The 19,511-nt window shown below is 38.5% G+C and carries 16 protein-coding genes; 13 read left to right on the plus strand and 3 right to left on the minus strand.

The annotated features are described in order from the left end of the window. Window positions 1-16: 16 nt before the first annotated feature. Entirely contained in the window at window positions 17-1,309 is a 1,293-nt protein-coding gene (locus IE222_RS00790; RefSeq protein WP_191268739.1) for a hypothetical protein, read from the minus strand. A 258-nt stretch (window positions 1,310-1,567) separates the two neighbouring features. Here IE222_RS00790 and IE222_RS00795 point away from each other — a divergent pair, with 258 nt between their 5' ends. From IE222_RS00795 to IE222_RS00815, 5 genes are all read left to right on the plus strand, one after another. Beyond that, complete coding sequence (locus IE222_RS00795; protein WP_191268741.1) at window positions 1,568-1,801, plus strand: hypothetical protein; 234 nt, start codon at window positions 1,568-1,570, stop codon at window positions 1,799-1,801. Window positions 1,802-2,083: 282 nt separating this feature from the next. Next, the gene (gene miaB, locus IE222_RS00800) at window positions 2,084-3,619 is read left to right on the plus strand and encodes a tRNA (N6-isopentenyl adenosine(37)-C2)-methylthiotransferase MiaB (protein WP_191268743.1); all 1,536 of its coding nucleotides are present in this window, start codon (window positions 2,084-2,086) and stop codon (window positions 3,617-3,619) included. Between the two features lies 1 nt (window position 3,620). Then, window positions 3,621-4,067: a YlbF/YmcA family competence regulator gene (locus tag IE222_RS00805; protein ID WP_191268745.1), complete on the plus strand. Its 447-nt coding sequence runs from the start codon at window positions 3,621-3,623 to the stop codon at window positions 4,065-4,067. A 206-nt stretch (window positions 4,068-4,273) separates the two neighbouring features. Continuing rightward, on the plus strand, window positions 4,274-4,819 hold the full coding sequence (locus IE222_RS00810) for an outer spore coat protein CotE (protein WP_191268747.1): 546 nt from the start codon (window positions 4,274-4,276) through the stop codon (window positions 4,817-4,819). Between the two features lie 96 nt (window positions 4,820-4,915). Beyond that, window positions 4,916-5,116, plus strand: coding sequence for a hypothetical protein (locus IE222_RS00815; protein ID WP_191268749.1), 201 nt, complete (start codon window positions 4,916-4,918; stop codon window positions 5,114-5,116). An 8-nt stretch (window positions 5,117-5,124) separates the two neighbouring features. Here the strand turns inward: IE222_RS00815 and IE222_RS00820 are convergent, their stop codons facing one another. Beyond that, window positions 5,125-5,679: a GNAT family N-acetyltransferase gene (locus IE222_RS00820; protein ID WP_191268751.1), complete on the minus strand. Its 555-nt coding sequence runs from the start codon at window positions 5,677-5,679 to the stop codon at window positions 5,125-5,127. Between the two features lie 150 nt (window positions 5,680-5,829). Between IE222_RS00820 and IE222_RS00825 the strand changes: the two genes are divergently transcribed. Continuing rightward, on the plus strand, window positions 5,830-6,300 hold the full coding sequence (locus tag IE222_RS00825) for a flavin reductase family protein (RefSeq protein WP_191268753.1): 471 nt from the start codon (window positions 5,830-5,832) through the stop codon (window positions 6,298-6,300). Window positions 6,301-6,354: 54 nt separating this feature from the next. On the opposite strand, the gene IE222_RS00830 is transcribed toward IE222_RS00825, so the two are convergent. Further along, window positions 6,355-8,061: a sigma-54 interaction domain-containing protein gene (locus IE222_RS00830; RefSeq protein WP_191268755.1), complete on the minus strand. Its 1,707-nt coding sequence runs from the start codon at window positions 8,059-8,061 to the stop codon at window positions 6,355-6,357. A 339-nt stretch (window positions 8,062-8,400) separates the two neighbouring features. On the opposite strand from IE222_RS00830, the gene IE222_RS00835 reads away from it, so the two are divergent. The 7 genes from IE222_RS00835 (at window position 8,401) to ltrA (ending at window position 19,252) form a co-directional block, all read left to right on the plus strand. Continuing rightward, window positions 8,401-10,122 carry an N-tau-methylurocanate hydratase gene (locus IE222_RS00835; RefSeq protein WP_191268756.1) on the plus strand — a complete coding sequence of 574 codons (1,722 nt, stop codon included), beginning with the start codon at window positions 8,401-8,403 and terminating at the stop codon, window positions 10,120-10,122. Window positions 10,123-10,475: 353 nt separating this feature from the next. Further along, complete coding sequence (locus IE222_RS00840) at window positions 10,476-11,831, plus strand: YjiH family protein (RefSeq protein ID WP_191268758.1); 1,356 nt, start codon at window positions 10,476-10,478, stop codon at window positions 11,829-11,831. Window positions 11,832-11,912: 81 nt separating this feature from the next. After that, window positions 11,913-13,166: an imidazolonepropionase gene (hutI, locus tag IE222_RS00845; RefSeq protein WP_191268760.1), complete on the plus strand. Its 1,254-nt coding sequence runs from the start codon at window positions 11,913-11,915 to the stop codon at window positions 13,164-13,166. Window positions 13,167-13,185: 19 nt separating this feature from the next. After that, window positions 13,186-14,352: a M20/M25/M40 family metallo-hydrolase gene (locus IE222_RS00850; protein ID WP_191268762.1), complete on the plus strand. Its 1,167-nt coding sequence runs from the start codon at window positions 13,186-13,188 to the stop codon at window positions 14,350-14,352. A 186-nt stretch (window positions 14,353-14,538) separates the two neighbouring features. Further along, window positions 14,539-15,858, plus strand: coding sequence for a Na+/H+ antiporter family protein (locus IE222_RS00855; RefSeq protein WP_191268764.1), 1,320 nt, complete (start codon window positions 14,539-14,541; stop codon window positions 15,856-15,858). A gap of 53 nt (window positions 15,859-15,911) precedes the next feature. After that, on the plus strand, window positions 15,912-17,432 hold the full coding sequence (hutH, locus tag IE222_RS00860) for a histidine ammonia-lyase (protein ID WP_191268766.1): 1,521 nt from the start codon (window positions 15,912-15,914) through the stop codon (window positions 17,430-17,432). 698 nt (window positions 17,433-18,130) lie between these two features. Then, a complete protein-coding gene (gene ltrA, locus IE222_RS00865) occupies window positions 18,131-19,252 on the plus strand; it encodes a group II intron reverse transcriptase/maturase (protein WP_370465000.1) in 1,122 nt (373 codons plus the stop codon). Window positions 19,253-19,511: the final 259 nt, after the last annotated feature.

Raw genomic sequence — 19,511 nt, forward strand, 5'->3', positions numbered from 1 at the left:
CCGCAGGAAGCCCCCCTTATTCGATATAAAAGTATTCTCTTAATATTTCCTGCGTTTTTATATAACTAACATTTATATTTTTTACATATTCATTTACTTCTGGGCTAAATGTTATAACCGCTTCAAATTGTTCTTGAAAATCTTTCTTTTCTTCTGGTGTGAAATAACAATATATAATTTGTGGATTGGGTTGTTGAGAAAAGTAAAATGCTAACATTATATTTCTTAAAACATGTTGGTCATTCTCTATGTTCATGCCAAAGATAACAATGTTGTTTATTGAATTATCATTAATTAAAGCATCCATTTTGTCAGAAAAACGGGGTACTTTTTTGTTATAAGGATTCTTTGTAATAGTATTAACAACTGGTAAAAAAGCTTTGAAAATAAAGAAGTCGCCAATTAAAATATCCGAGAAACTAACATAACCGTTAGTGTATTTAAATCCTAAACTTTGAGAAAATACATATTCTGTCTTATCTTTAACAAATTCCCCATGGAAATGTTCCACACGGTCACCCACTATATTTTCCATTATCTTGTCGTAATTAAGTGAAAGCAGCGAGTCGAATTTATTTAAAAAATTCTTTATATTTTTCATATCAAGGTTATTGATGTTTGATAACATACTCATATCCAACGCTTTCCCATTTGAAAATATGGCTATGGAAAACAGAAACCGATAATAGGTTGTGAATCCATTAAATATGACATCTTCATTTAATTGTTGTTCCTGTGGTAGTAGTCTTATTGGGCTTTTATTTCCTACCTTCAAAACGGTAATAAAGGAGTTATTACTAGGAAATTGATAGTAATTCGGGTTTAATTTTTTAATTGCAAAATAAAAGTATATAAGTGTAGTCCAATGTTCAATGTTTACATAAGAAATGCCTTTATTTTTACCTACATCACAAATTCGATTTAATATATCAATTTGGCTTAATCCAAACACTAGCTTTGTAATTAATTTTTCTTCCAACAGTTCTTCAATTAACTTGCTATTTTCTCTTATTGATTCAGCAAAAATTAAGGCATCATTAAAAATTTCAAATAAGGAATCCTCTGAAATGTTACGCAAGAACCTTTTAACATTTTGAAAATTATCAATACATTTGCGAGTGAAATTTTTATTAGCTTTTATTTCATAAGATGAATTGTAAATTACATTTTTATGAGAGATTAATAAATTATCATATATACGTCCAAAGTCGCTATCAAAATTCATGCTAAACCCGTTACCGCATAAAAAAGCACTTTTGTTTTTGTCTATGTATTCGTTAAACTCTAAAATATTTATTTCATTACTCATTTAAAAAACACATCCCCTTGTGTTATCTATTTACACCTTAACATAGGGAAACCAATTATTTCACCTTTTCCTTACCTGAGTTTACACATAGATTTTTTATTTGAAGACTTAAGAAGGAAATCTTTATGTTCTTCCCAAACAGGTTTAAGAAAGTGTAAAATTTTATTGAACTAACGGGGCAGGATAGTAGAATTTGAGTAAATCATATATCGCAGGGAAATGTATAAAGGAAACACTTTAATATTAAGGGTGAAATTGATGAATTGGTTAAGAACAATATCTGCTGTAATTTCGATAGGTATATTTTTATATTTAACTTTCAAGTCATATAGGTTTTATAAGGAATTAAAAAAGGAAACTAATAATGATGATAGGGGTTTATCAAGGAGGTTTTCACGTAAATGGGAAAGAGAACTTTCAAAGAAAACCACTATTTTGATTATTATAGGTACTATTTTCGGTATATTGTTCTATATTGGGGATTTGTTTTAAAAAATCTTTTCTTCAATTAATTGGTGCGTTTCTTGAATAAGAAGGTTACTCTTATCCCGTTAATTAATCAACTCTAGCCCCTATGGGTTAGGGTCTTTTATTTGTGTCTATCCTAATAATAAAGGTGGAAACGGTAAAACTAAGGGATTACCGCAAATAGGAAGTGAAATCAACTTGAGTTTGCCATAATCCTAGCTTATAATTGAAGGGTTGAAGATTATTAAAACAAACTCATTTTGATTACAGAAAAACGCAATAACAGCAAGGAGTTGAACGTATAAAGTGAACGAGAAACAAAGATTAGACAACCAACAAGCTAATTCTTCGGACAAAAAATCCGCCAAGGATTACAGCAAGTATTTTACACAAGTCATCACAGCGCCTTCATTAAAAGATGCAAAAAAACGTGGGAAGGAAGAAGTTCAATACCACAATGATTTTACAATCCCTGAGGAATTTAAAGGGATGGGAGAAGGCCGCAAATTTTATATTCGGACTTATGGCTGTCAAATGAATGAGCATGATACAGAAGTTATGGCGGGCATCTTTTTGGCACTAGGATATGAGCCAACTGATCGCACAGAGGATGCCAATGTTATTCTTCTTAATACATGTGCTATTCGTGAAAATGCCGAAAACAAAGTATTTGGAGAGCTCGGGCATTTAAAAGCATTAAAAATGGAAAAGCCAGATTTGCTTCTTGGTGTCTGCGGCTGTATGTCACAAGAGGAATCAGTTGTTAATAAAATTTTAAAAACGTATCAGCAGGTGGATATGATTTTTGGTACTCATAATATTCACCGTTTGCCTCAAATTTTAAATGAAGCATACTTATCCAAAGAAATGGTTATTGAGGTATGGTCTAAGGAGGGTGACGTCATTGAAAACCTTCCGAAAGAACGCCGCGGCAAAATCAAGGCATGGGTTAACATTATGTACGGCTGTGATAAGTTCTGTACGTATTGTATTGTCCCTTATACACGGGGAAAAGAACGCAGCCGCCGTCCTGAGGAAATCATCCAGGAGGTCCGCCACTTAGCGGCTCAAGGCTATAAGGAAATCACACTGCTTGGGCAAAACGTTAATGCCTATGGGAAGGATTTTGAAGATATCAAGTATGGCCTTGGTGATTTAATGGATGAAATCAGAAAAATTGATATCCCGCGTATTCGCTTTACGACAAGTCATCCGCGTGACTTCGATGATCACTTAATCGAAGTTCTGGCAAAAGGCGGCAATTTGATGGATCATATTCACCTGCCAGTTCAATCAGGTTCAACAGAAGTACTCAAAATTATGGCCCGTAAATATACAAGAGAACAATATTTGGAGCTTGTCAGAAAGATTAAAGCGGCAATTCCGAATGTATCGCTTACAACGGACATTATTGTTGGATATCCGAATGAAACAGATGAGCAATTTGAAGAAACTTTATCCCTATATCGTGAAGTAAGTTATGAAATTGCTTATACATTTATTTATTCACCAAGGGAAGGCACTCCTGCCGCTAAGATGGAAGATAATGTTCCAATGGAAGTGAAGAAAGAGCGCTTGCAGCGTTTAAATAACCTTGTAAATGAGCTTTCTGCAGAGGCAATGAAGAAATACGAGGGACAAATTGTTGAAGTACTAGTTGATGGGGAAAGCAAAAACAATCCTGATGTTCTAGCGGGCTACACAACAAAGAACAAGTTAGTCAACTTTAAAGGACCAAAAACCGCCATCGGAAATATTGTCAAAGTAAAAATTAATGAAGCCAAAACTTGGTCATTAAATGGAGAAATGGTGGAAGAAATCGAACCAGCAGAGGTGAAATAAAGTGGCGAAGTATACAAAAGACGATATCGTCGCTCGGGCAGCGGATTTAGCACGAATGATTGCAGAGACGGATGAAGTGGACTTTTTTAAAAAAGCGGAAGCACATATTCATGATAATCCGAAAGTAAAGACTTTAATTGCTGATATTAAAGGACTGCAAAAGCAAGCTGTGAATCTTCAGCATTATGGTAAACCAGAGGCATTAAAAAAAGTGGAGGATAAAATTGCCTCCATCGAAGCGGAATTGGATGGGATTCCAGTCGTTCAGGAATTCAAACAATCTCAGCTTGAAGTCAATGAATTACTTCAATTAATTGCTTCAACAATCTCCAATACGGTAACTGATGAAATTATTACATCTACAGGCGGAGATTTATTAAGCGGGGAAACAGGCGCCAGCATTAAAAATGGCGGCTCTTGCGATAATGGTTGTGACCACGAACATTGATTTTATGAACCAAGCTGTATTTTTCAGCTTGGTTTTTTTATTGAGATTCCCTACGTCGATAGTAACTCATGTAAGCACACCTCCATTCATCCAGCATAAGATGTCATGACTAAACTTTTATCCAGTATTTAAAAAATTTAAAATCACACTAGTCTAGACATTCGCATAGGATGAAATGAAACAGAAATGAGGAGGGTTCGCGCGAAATGGGAGAATACAGAGAGATTATTACCAAAGCCGTAGTCGCGAAAGGACGTAAATATACCCAGTCCAATCATACGATTAGCCCGGCACATAATCCATCGAGCATTCTCGGCTGTTGGGTTATCAACCATAAATACAACGCGAAAAAAGTTGGTAAGACGGTGGAAATTCATGGCTCATATGACATCAACTCTTGGTACTCGTTCAATGATAATACCAAAACAGAAGTCGTAACAGAACGTGTTCAATACACTGATGTCATAAAGTTGAAGTATCGTGACCATGACTGCCTGGATGATAACGAAATTGTCGCCAAAGTGCTGCAACAGCCAAATACCTGTGAAGCCGTAATTTCCCCAAACGGCAACAGGATTATCGTCCATGTAGAAAGGGAATTCCTTGTTGAAGTCATCGGTGAGACGAAGGTTTGTGTAAGAGTCAATCCTGAAGGCTGTAAAGATGAGGATGAAGAGTGGGGAATGGATGTTGACGACGAAGAATTTGAAGAGCTAAACCCGGATTTCTTAGTCGGCGGCGAAGAAGAATAAACATAACTAGGAGGTTTTTACTTCCTAGTTTTTTCTTTTTTACAAATTGAATGTTTTGGTTGAAAATAAGCACCTTAATTATTGGAGGTGTATATAATGGAGCCAAAGGAGCCTGGGAATAAAAAAGTACCTGATTTTGATAAACTGAATGACCGAATTATTGCTGAAATGCCATCTGAACCGATGATTGTCATTAAAACGAATCTTGATCCGAAGAATGTTATGGACCAAAACCCGTATTATCAAAGCGGGGAAATAAAAGATCCCAAAGAGTTTAAGAATTATTTTGAAGAGTAAAAGCCAGGTTATTCTCCCTGGCTTTTTTTCCATTCATGTTTTAAAAGGGACAGCACATATGTATCATGAGATTCATTATTTTGATAAATGTACCCGCGCAGCAGTCCCTCAACGCTAAACCCAAGCTTCTTAAGTAGATTTAACGATACTGTATTTTCGGGGTAAACAACGGCACCCATCCGATATAATTCTAACTGTTGAAAACTAAAATCAAGAACCTCATTCAATGCTTCTGTAGCAAAGCCCTTTCGCCAATATGCCGGGTGCAGTTCATAACCGATTTCGGCACGTTTATTATTCAGCTGCAGTGCGTTTAAGCCAATGGTACCGATGATTTTTTGATTTTCTTTAAGTTTAATGCCCCAACGGATCCCCCGTTTTTCATTAAAGTTTTTATGATACATATCAATTAATTTTGTTGCCTCTGCTGGCAGTATGAATGGATCAGTCCCATAGTATTTTGTTACTTCCTCAAGTGATAAAATACCAAAAATACTATCCAAATGTTGATGGGTAATTTCGATTAATTTTAGTCTCTTTGTCTCTAAAACTGGAAACCTCAAGGTGTGCACCTCTTTTTAAGTCAATAAATGAAATTGTTTATTTCTAGTGTATCTTGGCTGATTATAAAAATAAAGTAAAATACATCATTTCCGTTCAGAATTACACATAGGCTTTAATTAATAGTTTAAGTATAGAGAGGGGACAGTAACATGGATGATCGTCAATTTCGTAATGCGATGGGGAAGTTTGCAACAGGGGTAACGGTAGTCCTGACAGAGGTGAGCGGCAAGGTGCATGGAATGACAGCAAATGCCTTTATGTCGGTTTCCCTAAACCCAAAGCTGGTGGTCATCTCCATCGCTGAAAAAGCACAAATGCTGAAAAAAATAAAACAAAGCGGAACATTTTCTGTCAATATATTAGCAGCGGGTCAAAAGGAATTATCGATGATTTTTGCCGGACAGCTTAAAGAACAACGACAAGTTGTATTTGACTATCTCGGAAATATACCAGTGATACCAGGTGCCATTGCGCAAATTATATGTGAAGTGTCAGCTTCACATGTGGAGGGAGATCATACCCTTTTTATTGGGAAAGTAACAAATATTCAATTGGAAGAGGAGTTGCCACTGATTTATTATAGCGGGAAATACAGAAGTCTAAAAGAAGAAAATGGCTGAAAAAAACCAGCTTATCACTGATGAATTTTGTCAGTGTAAGCTGGTTTTTTTCGTTTAAGGCTTTACTAGCCCGTGCTTTTTTATATGATACTGCAGGCTTTGTCTCGTAATCCCCAGTTGTTTCGCAGCTTTAGAGATATTCCAGTTGGTCTCTTCCAAAACTTTTTGAATGTAATGCTCTTGAGAATTCGTAAAGATTGATTTTAGCGGGTTCTTAATTATCTCCTTTTGCTTTTGCCCTTTTAAGGAACTGTTCAACACAATCTTATTTCGTAAATAGGCAGGTAGATGCTCGCTATTAATTTCAATATCTAATTCATTCGTTTGAATAATTAAGTTTTCAATAAGATGTTCAAGTTCCCTTGTATTTCCGGGCCATTGGTATTGAAGCAGCATCGTTCGTAATGCTGCTGACAGGTCCGGGACAGATTTATTAAATTTCTGTTGATACTTCTCAATAAAGTGGTCAATAAAAAATAAAATATCTTCCGTTCGTTCTCTTAATGGCGGAATGAAAATACTTGTATGGGCAATTCGGTAAAATAGATCAAGACGCATTTTACCTTCTTCAATCAACTTTACCGGGTCCTCATTGGACGCGCTAATGACCGTACACTCTACAGGAGTTACATCATTTGAACCGACCCTCCGTACCAAACGTTCCTGTAAAACCCGCATCAATTTCGATTGAAGCGTCATTGGCATGGAATTAATCTCATCAAGAAAAAGTGTACCATTTTTAGCATATTCAAATAATCCAATTTGATTGGAGGCTCCAGTAAATGCCCCTTTAACTGTCCCAAATAGCGTGCTTTCAAGAAGGGTCTCAGGTATTGCTGCACAATTCACTGCAACAAACGGACTATCTGACCTCGGACTGTGATTATGCATACTTTGGGCAAACAGTTCTTTCCCGGTCCCTGTTTCTCCAACAATTAATACATCGGTATTATGGATCGCAATATTTTGAGCCTCTTGAATTAAATTCTTTAAGGCAAGACTTTTGCCTTTAATGTTTTCAAATGTAAAAGAGGTCCCATTTTTTAAGGGCTGATTGCTTGAATCAGGTTGAGCAATTTGCCTTTTTAATTCAATAGCTTGATGCAGCCGATTTTTTAAATGGGATTCATTTGTACTGATTGAAAACACAGCAATAGTCTCACCATCTTTTTGAATCGGAAACGTACTGTAATTCACATACCTTGGAATTCCATTCACGGTAGAATGTGCCCGATACCTTGAGAAAATTGGTTTGCCCGTGTTAAACGTATGTCTATGCTCTGAGTATTGTGGGTTATAATTGTATGCTGCCCATAAATGTTTCCCTATTATATCGCGGTGGTCGAGCCCCTCAAGTTTTTCCTGTGCATGATTATACAACACAATCCTGCCATCATGGTCACTCATCATCACACCTTCATCAAGTGATTCAATAATTTTTTCAAGGCAATATAGTCTTGTGCTGGGCTTTTCCATGATATTAGTCATGTCTTCTATACATAAGACAACATAGTTAGTATCTGCGGTAAACTTTTTTACCTCAACCATAAGTTTTCTTTGGTTCAATTCAATGGGAAACCTTGTGTTTTCTACTAATTTTTCCTGATCAAAGGGAAAAAGTACAGAAATATGTATGCCCTCAATGATCTCTAAGGGGAGGGTAGGTTTAAAATCATACCATAAGATGTGGAACGTTTCATTTAATACAATAACCCCGTCAACATAACTTTTTAAAATAGAACCGATTGACTCTGCAATCAATCCTCAGTCCCCCTCTCAATAAAACGACCTCCTTATGAATATAACACTTATTTTGAATTATTTAAATACTCTGCATGCAAAGACTATCTGCACACCTCTTGATGTAACCGTTTTCAATACAAAACGGCTGGTACAACTGAATTTTCGAAAAAACTATGCAAAATCTATCTGCACTAACTTTCCAAATGTTGGCTTTAAAAGAGGATGATTTTATTGTTTAATAGGGTGTTTTGCTGAAAAATATAAAAAATGAGGCTTAGTTTTAGTTTGGCACGCAACTTGCAATATATAAAAGCGAGTACACATAATACTACATTTACAATCTAGGAGGAAATAAAAATGTCAAAACCAGAAATTTTGTATTCTGTAAAAGCGCAAAGAGGAGACGTTCTACGCTGTAAAGGTTGGAGACAAGAATCAATCTTAAGAATGCTTGAAAATAATATGGAAAATGCTGAGAAGCCAGAAGAGTTAGTGATTTATGGAGGTATTGGTAAAGCAGCACGTAACTGGGAATCTTACCATGCCATTGTGAAATCATTAAAAGAGCTGGAAGATGATGAAACGCTGGTTGTTCAATCCGGTATGCCTGTAGCCATCTTCAAAACTCATAAATATGCGCCAACAGTAGTAATGGCTACAACAAATATTATGAAAGCTGACTGGCCGACTTTCTATGATCTTCAAGACAAAAATTTAACAATGTACGCTAACTACACTGCTGCCCCTTGGGAATACATTGGAACACAGGGCGTTATTCAAGGTACATTCGAAACTCTTTCAGCAATTGCCCGTCTTCACTATAATGATTCTCTTGTAGGAAAAATCCTATTAACTGCCGGTGCTGGCGGAATGGGCGGGAACCAAACTAGAGCTATGACCATGCATGGCGGGGTTGCAATCCTTTGTGATTCAAACGTAGAAATTATTAACCGCCGGATTGAAAAGCAATTTATCGATGTTTTAGTAGATTCATTGGATGAAGCTATTGCAATGGCAAAGGAATATGCTGCTGCTGGAAAGCCAATCGGAATCGGGGTTGTTGGGAACGCTGCTGACATTTTTGAGCAAGTACTTCAAACTGGATGGTTGCCAGACATTACTACATCGATGACGCCTGCACATGACCCAATTTCTTATCTGCCATCTGGGTACTCTGTAGAAGAAGCTGAAGAGCTGCGTGATACAAACCGTGAGCTTTACTTAGAAAAGGCCCGCGCGACAATGATTCGTGAGCTGAAAGCATTAATCAAATTCTTAGATCTTGGGGTTAAATCTTTCGAGTACGGTACTAGTATTCGTAAAGAGTGTATTGATGCCGGATTTGATGAAAAAGAAGCAAAGCGCCTTCCAGGCTTCGTAGCTGAATACATCCGTCCATTATTCTGTGAAGGCCGCGGTCCTTTCCGCTGGGTATGTCTATCAGGTGAAGCAGATGACTTACGTAAAATCGATGAAATGATTCTTAAAGAATTCAGTGATGACCTGCTTGTAACACGCTGGATTAAACTTGCGATGAAACATATTCCTATCGAAGCACTTCCGGCACGTATTTGTTACATGGGCTTTGGTCAGCGTAAGAAATTTGCTTTAAAGGTAAATGACATGATCCGTAAAGGCGAGCTTGCCGGACCTGTGGCCTTCTCTCGTGACAACCTAGACTCTGGTTCGATCGTAAATCCAACTTTCGAATCTGAAAATATGAAAGACGGCGGAGATTTAATCTCTGACTGGCCAGTACTGAACGGTTTGTTAAACGCTGTTGGTATGTGTGATCTAATCGCTCTCCAGGCTAACTACTCCATGGGTGAAGCGGTTCATACAGGTGTAACAATGATTGCTGATGGTACAGCAGAATCAGATATGAGACTTGAAGTAGCAATGACAGTTGACTCTGGCATCGGGGTTATCCGACACGCGCAGGCAGGTTATGAAACTGCCCGTGACGTTGCAAACGGAAAAGGTAAACTGACAGATGAAAGCATTAAAGTTCCTTTATGGTGGTCACCAAAAGCTACATTTGGTCCAAAGGATTTAGAGAAAGAAAATGTAAAGGCTTAATTTTACTGTAAATTGCGGCTGCCCCTTAGTAGATGTGAAATGACCTTCAGGGGCAGTCCTGCTTTTTAAGAAAACAATTTTATGAATAGTCTCTTTTTGTAAAGATTGTTGTTGTATAGCCGATAAATTTGCTCTTTTCGCCGATAAAATCAAAATATCGCCGATAAGAAATCTCTTTCCGCCGAAAAATATGGATAATTCGCCGAAAAAATCATTGAATCTATTTTCTTAACTACTTTTGTTACCCTTAAATGTAGAAAAAGCAACAAAGTATACAAAAACGGCCTATGAAAATTAATTTTAATAACTTCCTCTATACTGGCTTCATAAATCGTATTGGGAGAGGAGAACTTATGAGTGAACTCCGAGAATCTGTTGAGTACCATCAGCTAAATCAAAATATTAATAATAAGCCGTCCATTTATTCCATTGCAAATATCCTGAAGTTTTTACTTTTCAGCTCAATTGGTATCTTTATGTTCTTTATTCCAATCGAATGGAATGGAAAAAGTTCTATTCCTTTAGATCATTTTGTAACATGGGTTCGATCTTTGATTGGTAACAGCGCTTCCTATTATGTCTTAATAATAGTTGTATTAGGCGCAATCCACCCATTCTATAAGAAAACATGGAATAAAAGTGCGGTGGATGCGGTTATTTCTTTATTTAAAATTCTTGGAGCCGTCGCTACGATCTTGGTCATTTTTAATATCGGTCCTGCCTGGCTGATGGCAGAAGATATGGGGCCATATTGGTTGAATTTCTTACTGATTCCAATAGGCATGCTCGTTCCAATTGGTGCTGTATTTTTGGCCTTGCTTGTTGGATATGGATTATTAGAGTTTATCGGAATATTTATGCAGCCCATTATGAGACCAATCTGGAGAACTCCAGGCAGGTCAGCAATAGATGCCGTTGCCTCATTTGTTGGCAGCTATTCTATCGGTCTATTAATTACCAATAGAGTGTATAAGGAAGGAAAATATACAAAAAGGGAAGCAGTGATCATTGCTACAGGTTTTTCAACTGTTTCCGCCACTTTTATGATTGTTGTCGCTAAAACATTGGATTTAATGCATATATGGAATCTTTACTTTTGGTTAACATTAGTCGTCACGTTTGCAGTCACAGCGATAACAGTCCGGCTTAGACCCATCAGCAAAATGAGCGATGATTATTATTCCGGTGAAGGGTATCCTGAAGAAGTGATTAAGAAAGACCGGGTGAAAGTGGCCTGGAATCAAGCAATGGTTACAGTGGAATCTGCTCCTAAACTGTGGAAAAATATCTATGATAATGTAAAAGATGGTGTCCTAATGGCAATGGGCATTCTGCCGACGATTATGTCAATCGGTTTATTAGGCTTAATATTAGTGAATCAGACACCCGTTTTTGATTATCTAGGCTATATTTTTTACCCATTGACAGCACTTTTGCAAATACCAGAACCATTCCTTGCGGCTAAGGCAGCGGCTATAAATCTAGTAGACATGTTCGTACCATCACTAGTCGTTTTGAAAACCAGTTTAGAGACTAGGTTTATTATAGGATCCTTGTCTATTTCAGTGATTCTCTTTTTTTCTTCGTTAATTCCTTGCATTATGTCTACGGAAATCCCGTTGAAGATGAGAGATATTCTTTTAATCTGGTTCTTAAGAACGATCTTTTCTTTTTTGTTAATCACACCGCTTGCTTTTCTGTTTTTATAAAAGCGAGCTGTGATTTTTATAGAAAACTAAACACCTCTAGTACAGCTAGTTAAGTGAAAAATAATCATGGAGGTTTGAAAAATGTCTGAAACGAAGGTGAAGACAAAGGTTGATTTAGTCATTGCTCAGGCAGAAGAGGTTGTAACTTGTATAGGCGATTCAATGGAAGATATTGGTGTAATCACGAATACCTGGATTGCAATGAAAGATGACAAAATTGTTGGTGTTGGATCTGAGGAAGAGATAAAGAGACAATTTGAATTTGATTCGGCCAGTTTGATTGATGCTGCAGGTAAAGTTGTTGTCCCCGGCTTCGTCGACTCTCATACACATTTGGTGTTTCACGGAACCCGGGTTGAAGAATATGCGGCAAAGCTAACTGGAAAACCGGAAAGGCTTGAGCAGCTTGCCATAACAACCGGACCGAACCGTACAATTGAATTGACACGGAATACGCCGGCGGAAGAATTGTTCCAACAATCGAAGAAGCGTATGCTAACAATGCTTGAATACGGGATTACAACAGTTGAAAGTAAGAGCGGCTACGGTTTGACGACAGACAGTGAAATCAAAATTCTTGAAGTAAGCAGACGTCTTGGAGAAGAAACACCGCTTGATGTAATCAATACGTTTTTAGGAGCCCATGGAATCCCTGAAAACCTTACAAAAGAGGAATATGTTGACATCATTATCAATGAAATGATTCCGAGAGTTGCCGAACGAAAACTGGCAGAGTTTTGTGATGTTTGGTGTGATGAAGGTTATTTTACTGCCGAGGAATCTGAGCGAATTCTTAAAGCTGGCTTAAAGTATGGAATGAAACCGAAGATTCATGCGGATGCCTACTCTTATATAGGGGGATCCGACTTAGCGGCAGAAATGAAGATGGTTTCTATTGATCATTTAAATTACACTCCTGTTGAGGCAATGAAAAAGCTAGCAGAGGCGAAAGTAACAGCAGTCCTCATGCCTGCCCTTGATTTTGCCGTCGGTCATAAGCGTCCTTTCGAGGCAAGACAGATGCTTGATTTAGGAGTGGAAATAGCTCTTGCCACTGATTTATGTCCTGCAAGCTATACACAATCCATGCAGTTTGTCATTCAGCTTGCCTGCCGTTTGTATAAGTTTTCCGTTGAAGAAGCAATAAAAGCAGCAACAGCGGGCGGCGCGAAAGCCCTTAACCTTGATGACCGCGGAGTTATTCAGGAAGGGAAGTTAGCTGATTTACAGATTTGGGATGTGCCAACCTATAAGCATGTGGCATATGAGCTTGGAGTTAATGTTGTCGAAACAGTGATTAAAAGCGGAGAAATAGTAGTAAACCGCAAAGCTTAAATTTTGGAGGGATTTATAAATGACGACCAAACTTTCATCATGTGCAGCCGAGCAGGTAAATGGAGAGCGTCTATTAGACTTATTTTTAGAATTAGCGAAAATAAATGCACCAAGTACAAAGGAACAGCTGGTTGCAGATTATTTAAAAAAGGCCCTGCCAGAGCTTGGATTTACGCTGGAGTTTGATGATGCTCATAAAAATTTTGATGGTGAAGTAGGGAACCTGATTGCCTGGCATGAAGGAACCGACTCATCAATTCCACCAATATTCTTCTCTACCCATATGGATACGGTTTTGCCGACTGAAGGCTTAAAACCAGTCATTAAAGATGGTGTAATTCATTCTGACGGTACAACAATTTTGGGGGCAGATGATCGAGCAGCATTAGCGGCATATCTTGAGGCCATCAGAGCAATCATTGAAGGCGGTATTCCACATGGCCCAATTGAATTTATCCTAACGGTCAATGAGCAGCCGGGACTCGTCGGTGCTCGCTATTTGGATTACTCTAAAGCGAAAAGTAAAACCGGTTATATTTTTGACAGCAGCGGCGATGTCGGGCAAATCATTCTTAAGGGACCTTATAGCTCCCGTGTTTGGTTCGAAGTTGAAGGAAATGCGGCCCATATTGCCCTTAACTCGGAAGAAGGTAACAGTGCAATTTTAATTGCCGCTGAAGGGCTTTCCAACATGAAGCTAGGACAAATTGAAGAAGGCACACTGGCTAATGTCGGAATCATCAACGGCGGCGAACTGACTTCGATTATTCCTGGCAGTGTAACAGTTGCAGGAGAGGTCAGAAGTTTTTCAAAGGAAAAGCTGGATGCTCAGCTTAAGCATATGGAAGAAGTGATGCAGAAAGCAGCTGAGAAAAAGGGTGGAAAAGTAAAAATCAAAGTTGAGAAAAAATATTTAGGATTCGACATACCAAAAGAAGACATCTTGGTGAAAACAGCATTAAAGGCTGCTAGAAATATTCATGTAAATCCATATTTAACTGAAACACTAGGAGGAGCGGATACCAACGTTCTTAATGAAAATGGATTAACAACAATTACGCTTGGACTTGGATTCCAGAATATCCATTCCTTTAGAGAATGTATAAGCGTAGAAAATTTAGTAAACACTGGCAGGCTGACCGCGGCACTTATCGAACAATGGTATGAAAACCACAAAGAAAAATAGGTTCAAGGATTATCACCTCTGTACAGACAGAAATAAAAATCATTTAGGAACTTGCAAATATTGCGTGACCCTAATTTAAAGCAAAAGCTCTGACAAAAATATGGAGGGGTCACGCATCCTTTATGAAAATCATACTGCAAGTCAATTAGTCTGTTAAAAACTAATATTTTTCCAAGAGGTGAAAAAATGTTAACAAATCCAGTAGTAATTTCTGTACTTGTTTTAACCATTTTAAGTCTTTGCCGGGTACATGTTATTTTTGCCTTAATCATTTCGGCAATCGTTGCGGGAATATCAGCAAATCTATCTTTAACAGATACCGTCAATACGATGATAGGTGGAATGGGCGGTCAGGCACAAACCGCATTAAGTTATGTATTACTAGGTATTTTTGCTGCAATGATCGCGTATTCAGGCATTACGAATCTCTTAATTAATAAGCTGCTTGCTATGAAGAAAAAAAGCAAAATTATTCTTTTATTCATGTTTGCCGGTATTGCTTGTCTTTCCGGAACACTAATTCCTGTTCATATTGCATTCATCCCAATCTTAGTTCCGCCTTTACTGCTTTTTTTCAATTATTTAAAAATGGATCGAAGAGCGATGGCTTGTGCGCTGACATTTGGATTGAAAACACCATATATTGTTATTCCGGCGGGATACGGGATCATTTTCCATGGAATTATTACGTCCGAGATGAATGCTAATGGCATGAAAATCGCCCAATCACAAATTCCATTAGCGATGCTTATTCCTGCAATTGGGATGATAGTAGGTTTAATTATCGCTATTTTTGTCACTTATCGTAAACCAAGGAACTATGGTGAAGATGATCCAATGGCAGCATTTGCTGAGGTTAGTGCAGCCTCTGAAGGAGAAAAGAGAAAGTTTAATTTAAAGGATTATATCACGTTAGGAGCTATTGTAATTGCTCTTGCAACCCAGCTTATGGCAGGGTCGCTTGTATTAGGGGCTCTTGCCGGGATAATCGTTATGTTTGCCGGCAGAATTGCGACACTTGGTGAAGGTGAACAGCTTGTTCAAGATGGTGTAAAATTGATGGGGGCTATTGCCTTTGTTATGTTGATTGCATCAGGATACGCCACCATTCTAAAGGAAACAGGAGCGATTACAGAATTAGTCCAGGCTGTAGACTCCATTGTTGGAGGCAGCAAACTTGTAGCAGCAATCGTTTTATTATTAATTGGTTTATTAGTTACAATGGGCATTGGTACTTCGTTTGGAACAGTTCCAATCCTGGCAGCTGTTTTCGTACCGCTTTGCATGGTAATCGGCTTTAGTCCGCTAGCAACAGCTGCTTTACTTGGAACGGCAGGAGCTTTAGGGGATGCTGGATCACCGGCATCAGATAGTACACTTGGTCCAACATCCGGTTTAAATGCAGACGGGAAACATGATCATATTTGGGACACATGTGTGCCGACCTTTATTCACTACAACATCCCTCTCTTTGTATTTGGTGTAATTGCGGCATTAGTTTTATAATAGTCCAATAGACAGAAAATTCAGCGTGATTTATAAATGGAGTTGACGTATAAATGAGCAATAGTAAATTAGTAGACTTAGAATTGATTGAGCTTGATGGATTAACTTTAGACCGTTACAAGATTGAAAAAATTTCTAGAGGGATGGCTCATGTTACCGTGCCTGAAGCAAACTTAATAAGAGTGCGTGCCAGTCGGGAACGTATTGAGAAGCAGATTAATGATGGGAAAGTAATATATGGCGTAAACACCGGGTTTGGTAAGTTAAGTGATATCGAGATTGAAAAAGATGATATTGCTAAATTACAGTTGAATCTTTTGCGGGCAGACGCAGTTGGTGTTGGTGAACCGCTGCCAACGCCAGTTGTAAGGGCGATGATGACGCTTCGGGCAAATTCATTGGTAAAAGGATTTTCAGGAATTAGAGAGGAAACGTTAAATCTGTTAATTAGCATGATTAATGCAGGGGTTCATCCTATTGTTCCATGTAAAGGCTCAGTGGGGGCAAGCGGTGATTTAGCGCCTCTTTCTCATATTGCGATTGTATTAGTAGGAGAAGGTAAAGCGGAATATAACGGGGAAATCCTTCCGGGAGGAGAAGCGCTTAAACGTGCAGGGCTTAAGCCAGTAGCCTTAGAGGCTAAAGAAGGCCTTGCTTTGATAAACGGGACACAGGCCATGACTGCTGTTGGAACAATTGCCATTAATGAAGCAGAGCGTGTAGGTTTAGCTGCTGATATGGCCGCATGTTTAACAATGGAAGCGCTTAAAGGGATTATTTCTGCTTTTGAAAGCGAACTGCTAGCTGTTCGGCCGCATCCGGAGCTGGAATTAGTTGCTTCAAGGATGAGGAAATGGCTAGAAGGCAGTAAAAGAATTACCCATCAGGGAGAAATTCGTGTTCAGGATGCCTATTCCATCCGCTGTATTCCGCAAGTACACGGTGCCTCTTGGCAGGCCTTTCAGTATGTTGAAGACCGTTTAAAGGTAGAAATGAATGCGGTAACAGATAATCCGATTGTATTAGAAAGTGGAGAAATCATTTCGGGAGGTCACTTCCATGGCCAGCCCATTGCCCTTGCTATGGACTTTTTGAAGGTTGCATCAGCAGAGTGGGCTAATATTTCTGAACGCAGAATAGAGCGGCTGGTTAACCCGCAGTTAAGCGGCTTGTCACCATTCTTAGCGGTGGATCCGGGTTTAGAATGCGGTTTAATGGTTCCACAATATGCAGCAGCTTCCCTGGTTTCTGAGAATAAAGTGCTTGCACATCCTGCAAGTGTCGATTCAATTCCAACATCAGCAAATCAGGAAGATCATGTCAGCATGGGTACAATCGCTTCCCGGCAGGCGAGAGAGATTATTCACAATTCAGCTAGGGTAATCGCTATTGAACTGATTTGTGCTTCCCAAGCAATTTACCTAGAAGGTGCAGAAAGAGACCTTGCTCCGAAAACGAGAGAGTACTTAGACAAAATCCGTGAGATTTGTCCGCCGCTTGAAAGCGATCGTGCTATTTCTGATCAAATGGAAGAGCTGGCGCAGTTTATTTTAAGAGAGAATCTTTTAAACTAATAGATTTTGAAGGGGTGCCAAGGATGCTGGCTCCCCTTTTTAAATGTGTGCCAGGCATGGCAACTATCTAGGTGGTGAAAGTCCACTGTGGGGGTACACATCGACCAACCACTAAGGAAGCGCAAGGTACTTACCGTGAGGTACGGGCTGAAGGAAGCGTGGAATAAAATCTTGGCTCGACGAACAGAAATCTGATACTAAGGCTTTATAAAGGGATGAGACTCCATTACAAGTTAAAGTCCAAAAGATGTGCGTAACTTTGTAGAGTAAATTAGGCGAGTAAAAGAGGAAAGATAGTTGTCTTACCCTGGGAGGTCTTGCGGATGTACGGAAAGTACAGTCGAAAAAGGTTAGCCGCAAGAAGTCAGCAGAAGCCATAGTAGTGAAATTAATTCATGAAGGGCTGAACAATTTATAGTGTTTCAACACCACGAATGCGTAAGTGACGTACTCCGAATGTATTAATGGTGAAAGTATGAGCGTATCTCAAAGGCTAACCAAAATGGAGCTATCACTTACTACGTGAGAGGGAAGGAGAAACGAGTGTGGAACTTTTAGAACGGATTCTAAGTAATCAAAATATGAACGAAGCCTACCTGCGTGTCTATAAAAATAAAGGTGCGAGTGGGGTCGATGGAGTAACAGTTGAAGAACTTTAACAATATCTGAGAGAGAACAAGGATGAGCTACGTCAGCGCATCAGAACAAGAAAATACCAACCACAAGCTGCCTTAAGAGTGGAAATCCCAAAAGAAAATGGCAAGATGCGCAAATTGGGAATACCAACAGTAGTGGATAGAGTAGTTCAACAAGCCATTCATCAAGTTCTCAGTCCGATATTTGAAAAGCAATTTAGTGAATTCAGCTACGGCTTTAGACCAAAAAGAAGCTGTGAAATGGCTATTATAAAAAGCTTGGAATTTTTGAATGATGGACACGATTGGGTGATAGACATTGACCTCGAAAGATTCTTCGATACAGTTCATCACGATAAACTCATGCGAATCATTGCCAACTCAATAGATGATGTGGATGTCATCTCGTTAATCAGAAAATACTTAGTCAGTGGAGTCATGGTGAAAGGGAAATATGAAAAAACACCAGTCGGGACTCCGCAAGGAGGAAACCTTAGCCCATTATTAAGTAATATCATGTTAAATGAACTCGATAAGGAACTAGAGAAAAGAGGCCTATTGTTTGTGAGATACGCCGATGACGCTCTCATCTTTGTAAAGAGTGAGGCAGCAGCAAACAGAGTGATGAAATCAATCGTGAGATTTATAGAAGAAAAACTAGGATTAATAGTCAATGTAGAGAAGAGCAAAATCTCTCGCCCAAAAGATCTAAAATTCTTAGGATTCGGGTATTATTACGATACTAATAACAAGAGGTATCAAGTAAGACCCCATCCCATCTCAATACAAAAGCTTAAAAGGAAGCTTCGAAAATTAACAAAGCGAAACTGGAGTGTTCCGCTAGACTTCCGAATTTTAAAACTGAAACAAGTCATACTTGGGTGGGTTAATTACTTTAGAATCTCAAATATGAAAAAAGCAATGAGTGAGATAGATAAGAAGCTTCGCTCAAGAATTAGAGTCATCATCTGGAAGCAATGGAAGGTACCTAGAAAACAAATTAAATCGCTTATTCAATTAGGGATTCCGGAGGAAGAAGCGAAAGGATTAACCTTCTGTCGAAGAGGTTACCGGTACATTGGACTATCGAAAGTTGTCCAAAGAGCAATCTCAAACAAAAGACTAAAGCAGAGGGGACTTCCCTCTGCTTCAGAACATTATCTAAAAGTACACACTGTAATATAAATTGAACCGCCGTATACGGAACCGTATGTACGGTGGTGTGAGAGGGGCGAAAATAATTAACTTATTTTCCCTCTACTCGATTACAAAAACTATATTTTTATTTTCCGAAAATTTTGATACTATAATAAATAGACTAGGCCTAAGTTATCGAATTGCCGATAAAATTTAATTTTCAGCGATAACATTCAAATCACCTATAACCGAGCTGGATTCGGTGATAAACGCTTAAAGTCACCCATACTATTGGGGATTAGATTGG

It is taken from the genome of Neobacillus kokaensis (assembly GCF_014656545.1).
Lineage (GTDB): Bacteria > Bacillota > Bacilli > Bacillales > Cytobacillaceae > Neobacillus > Neobacillus kokaensis.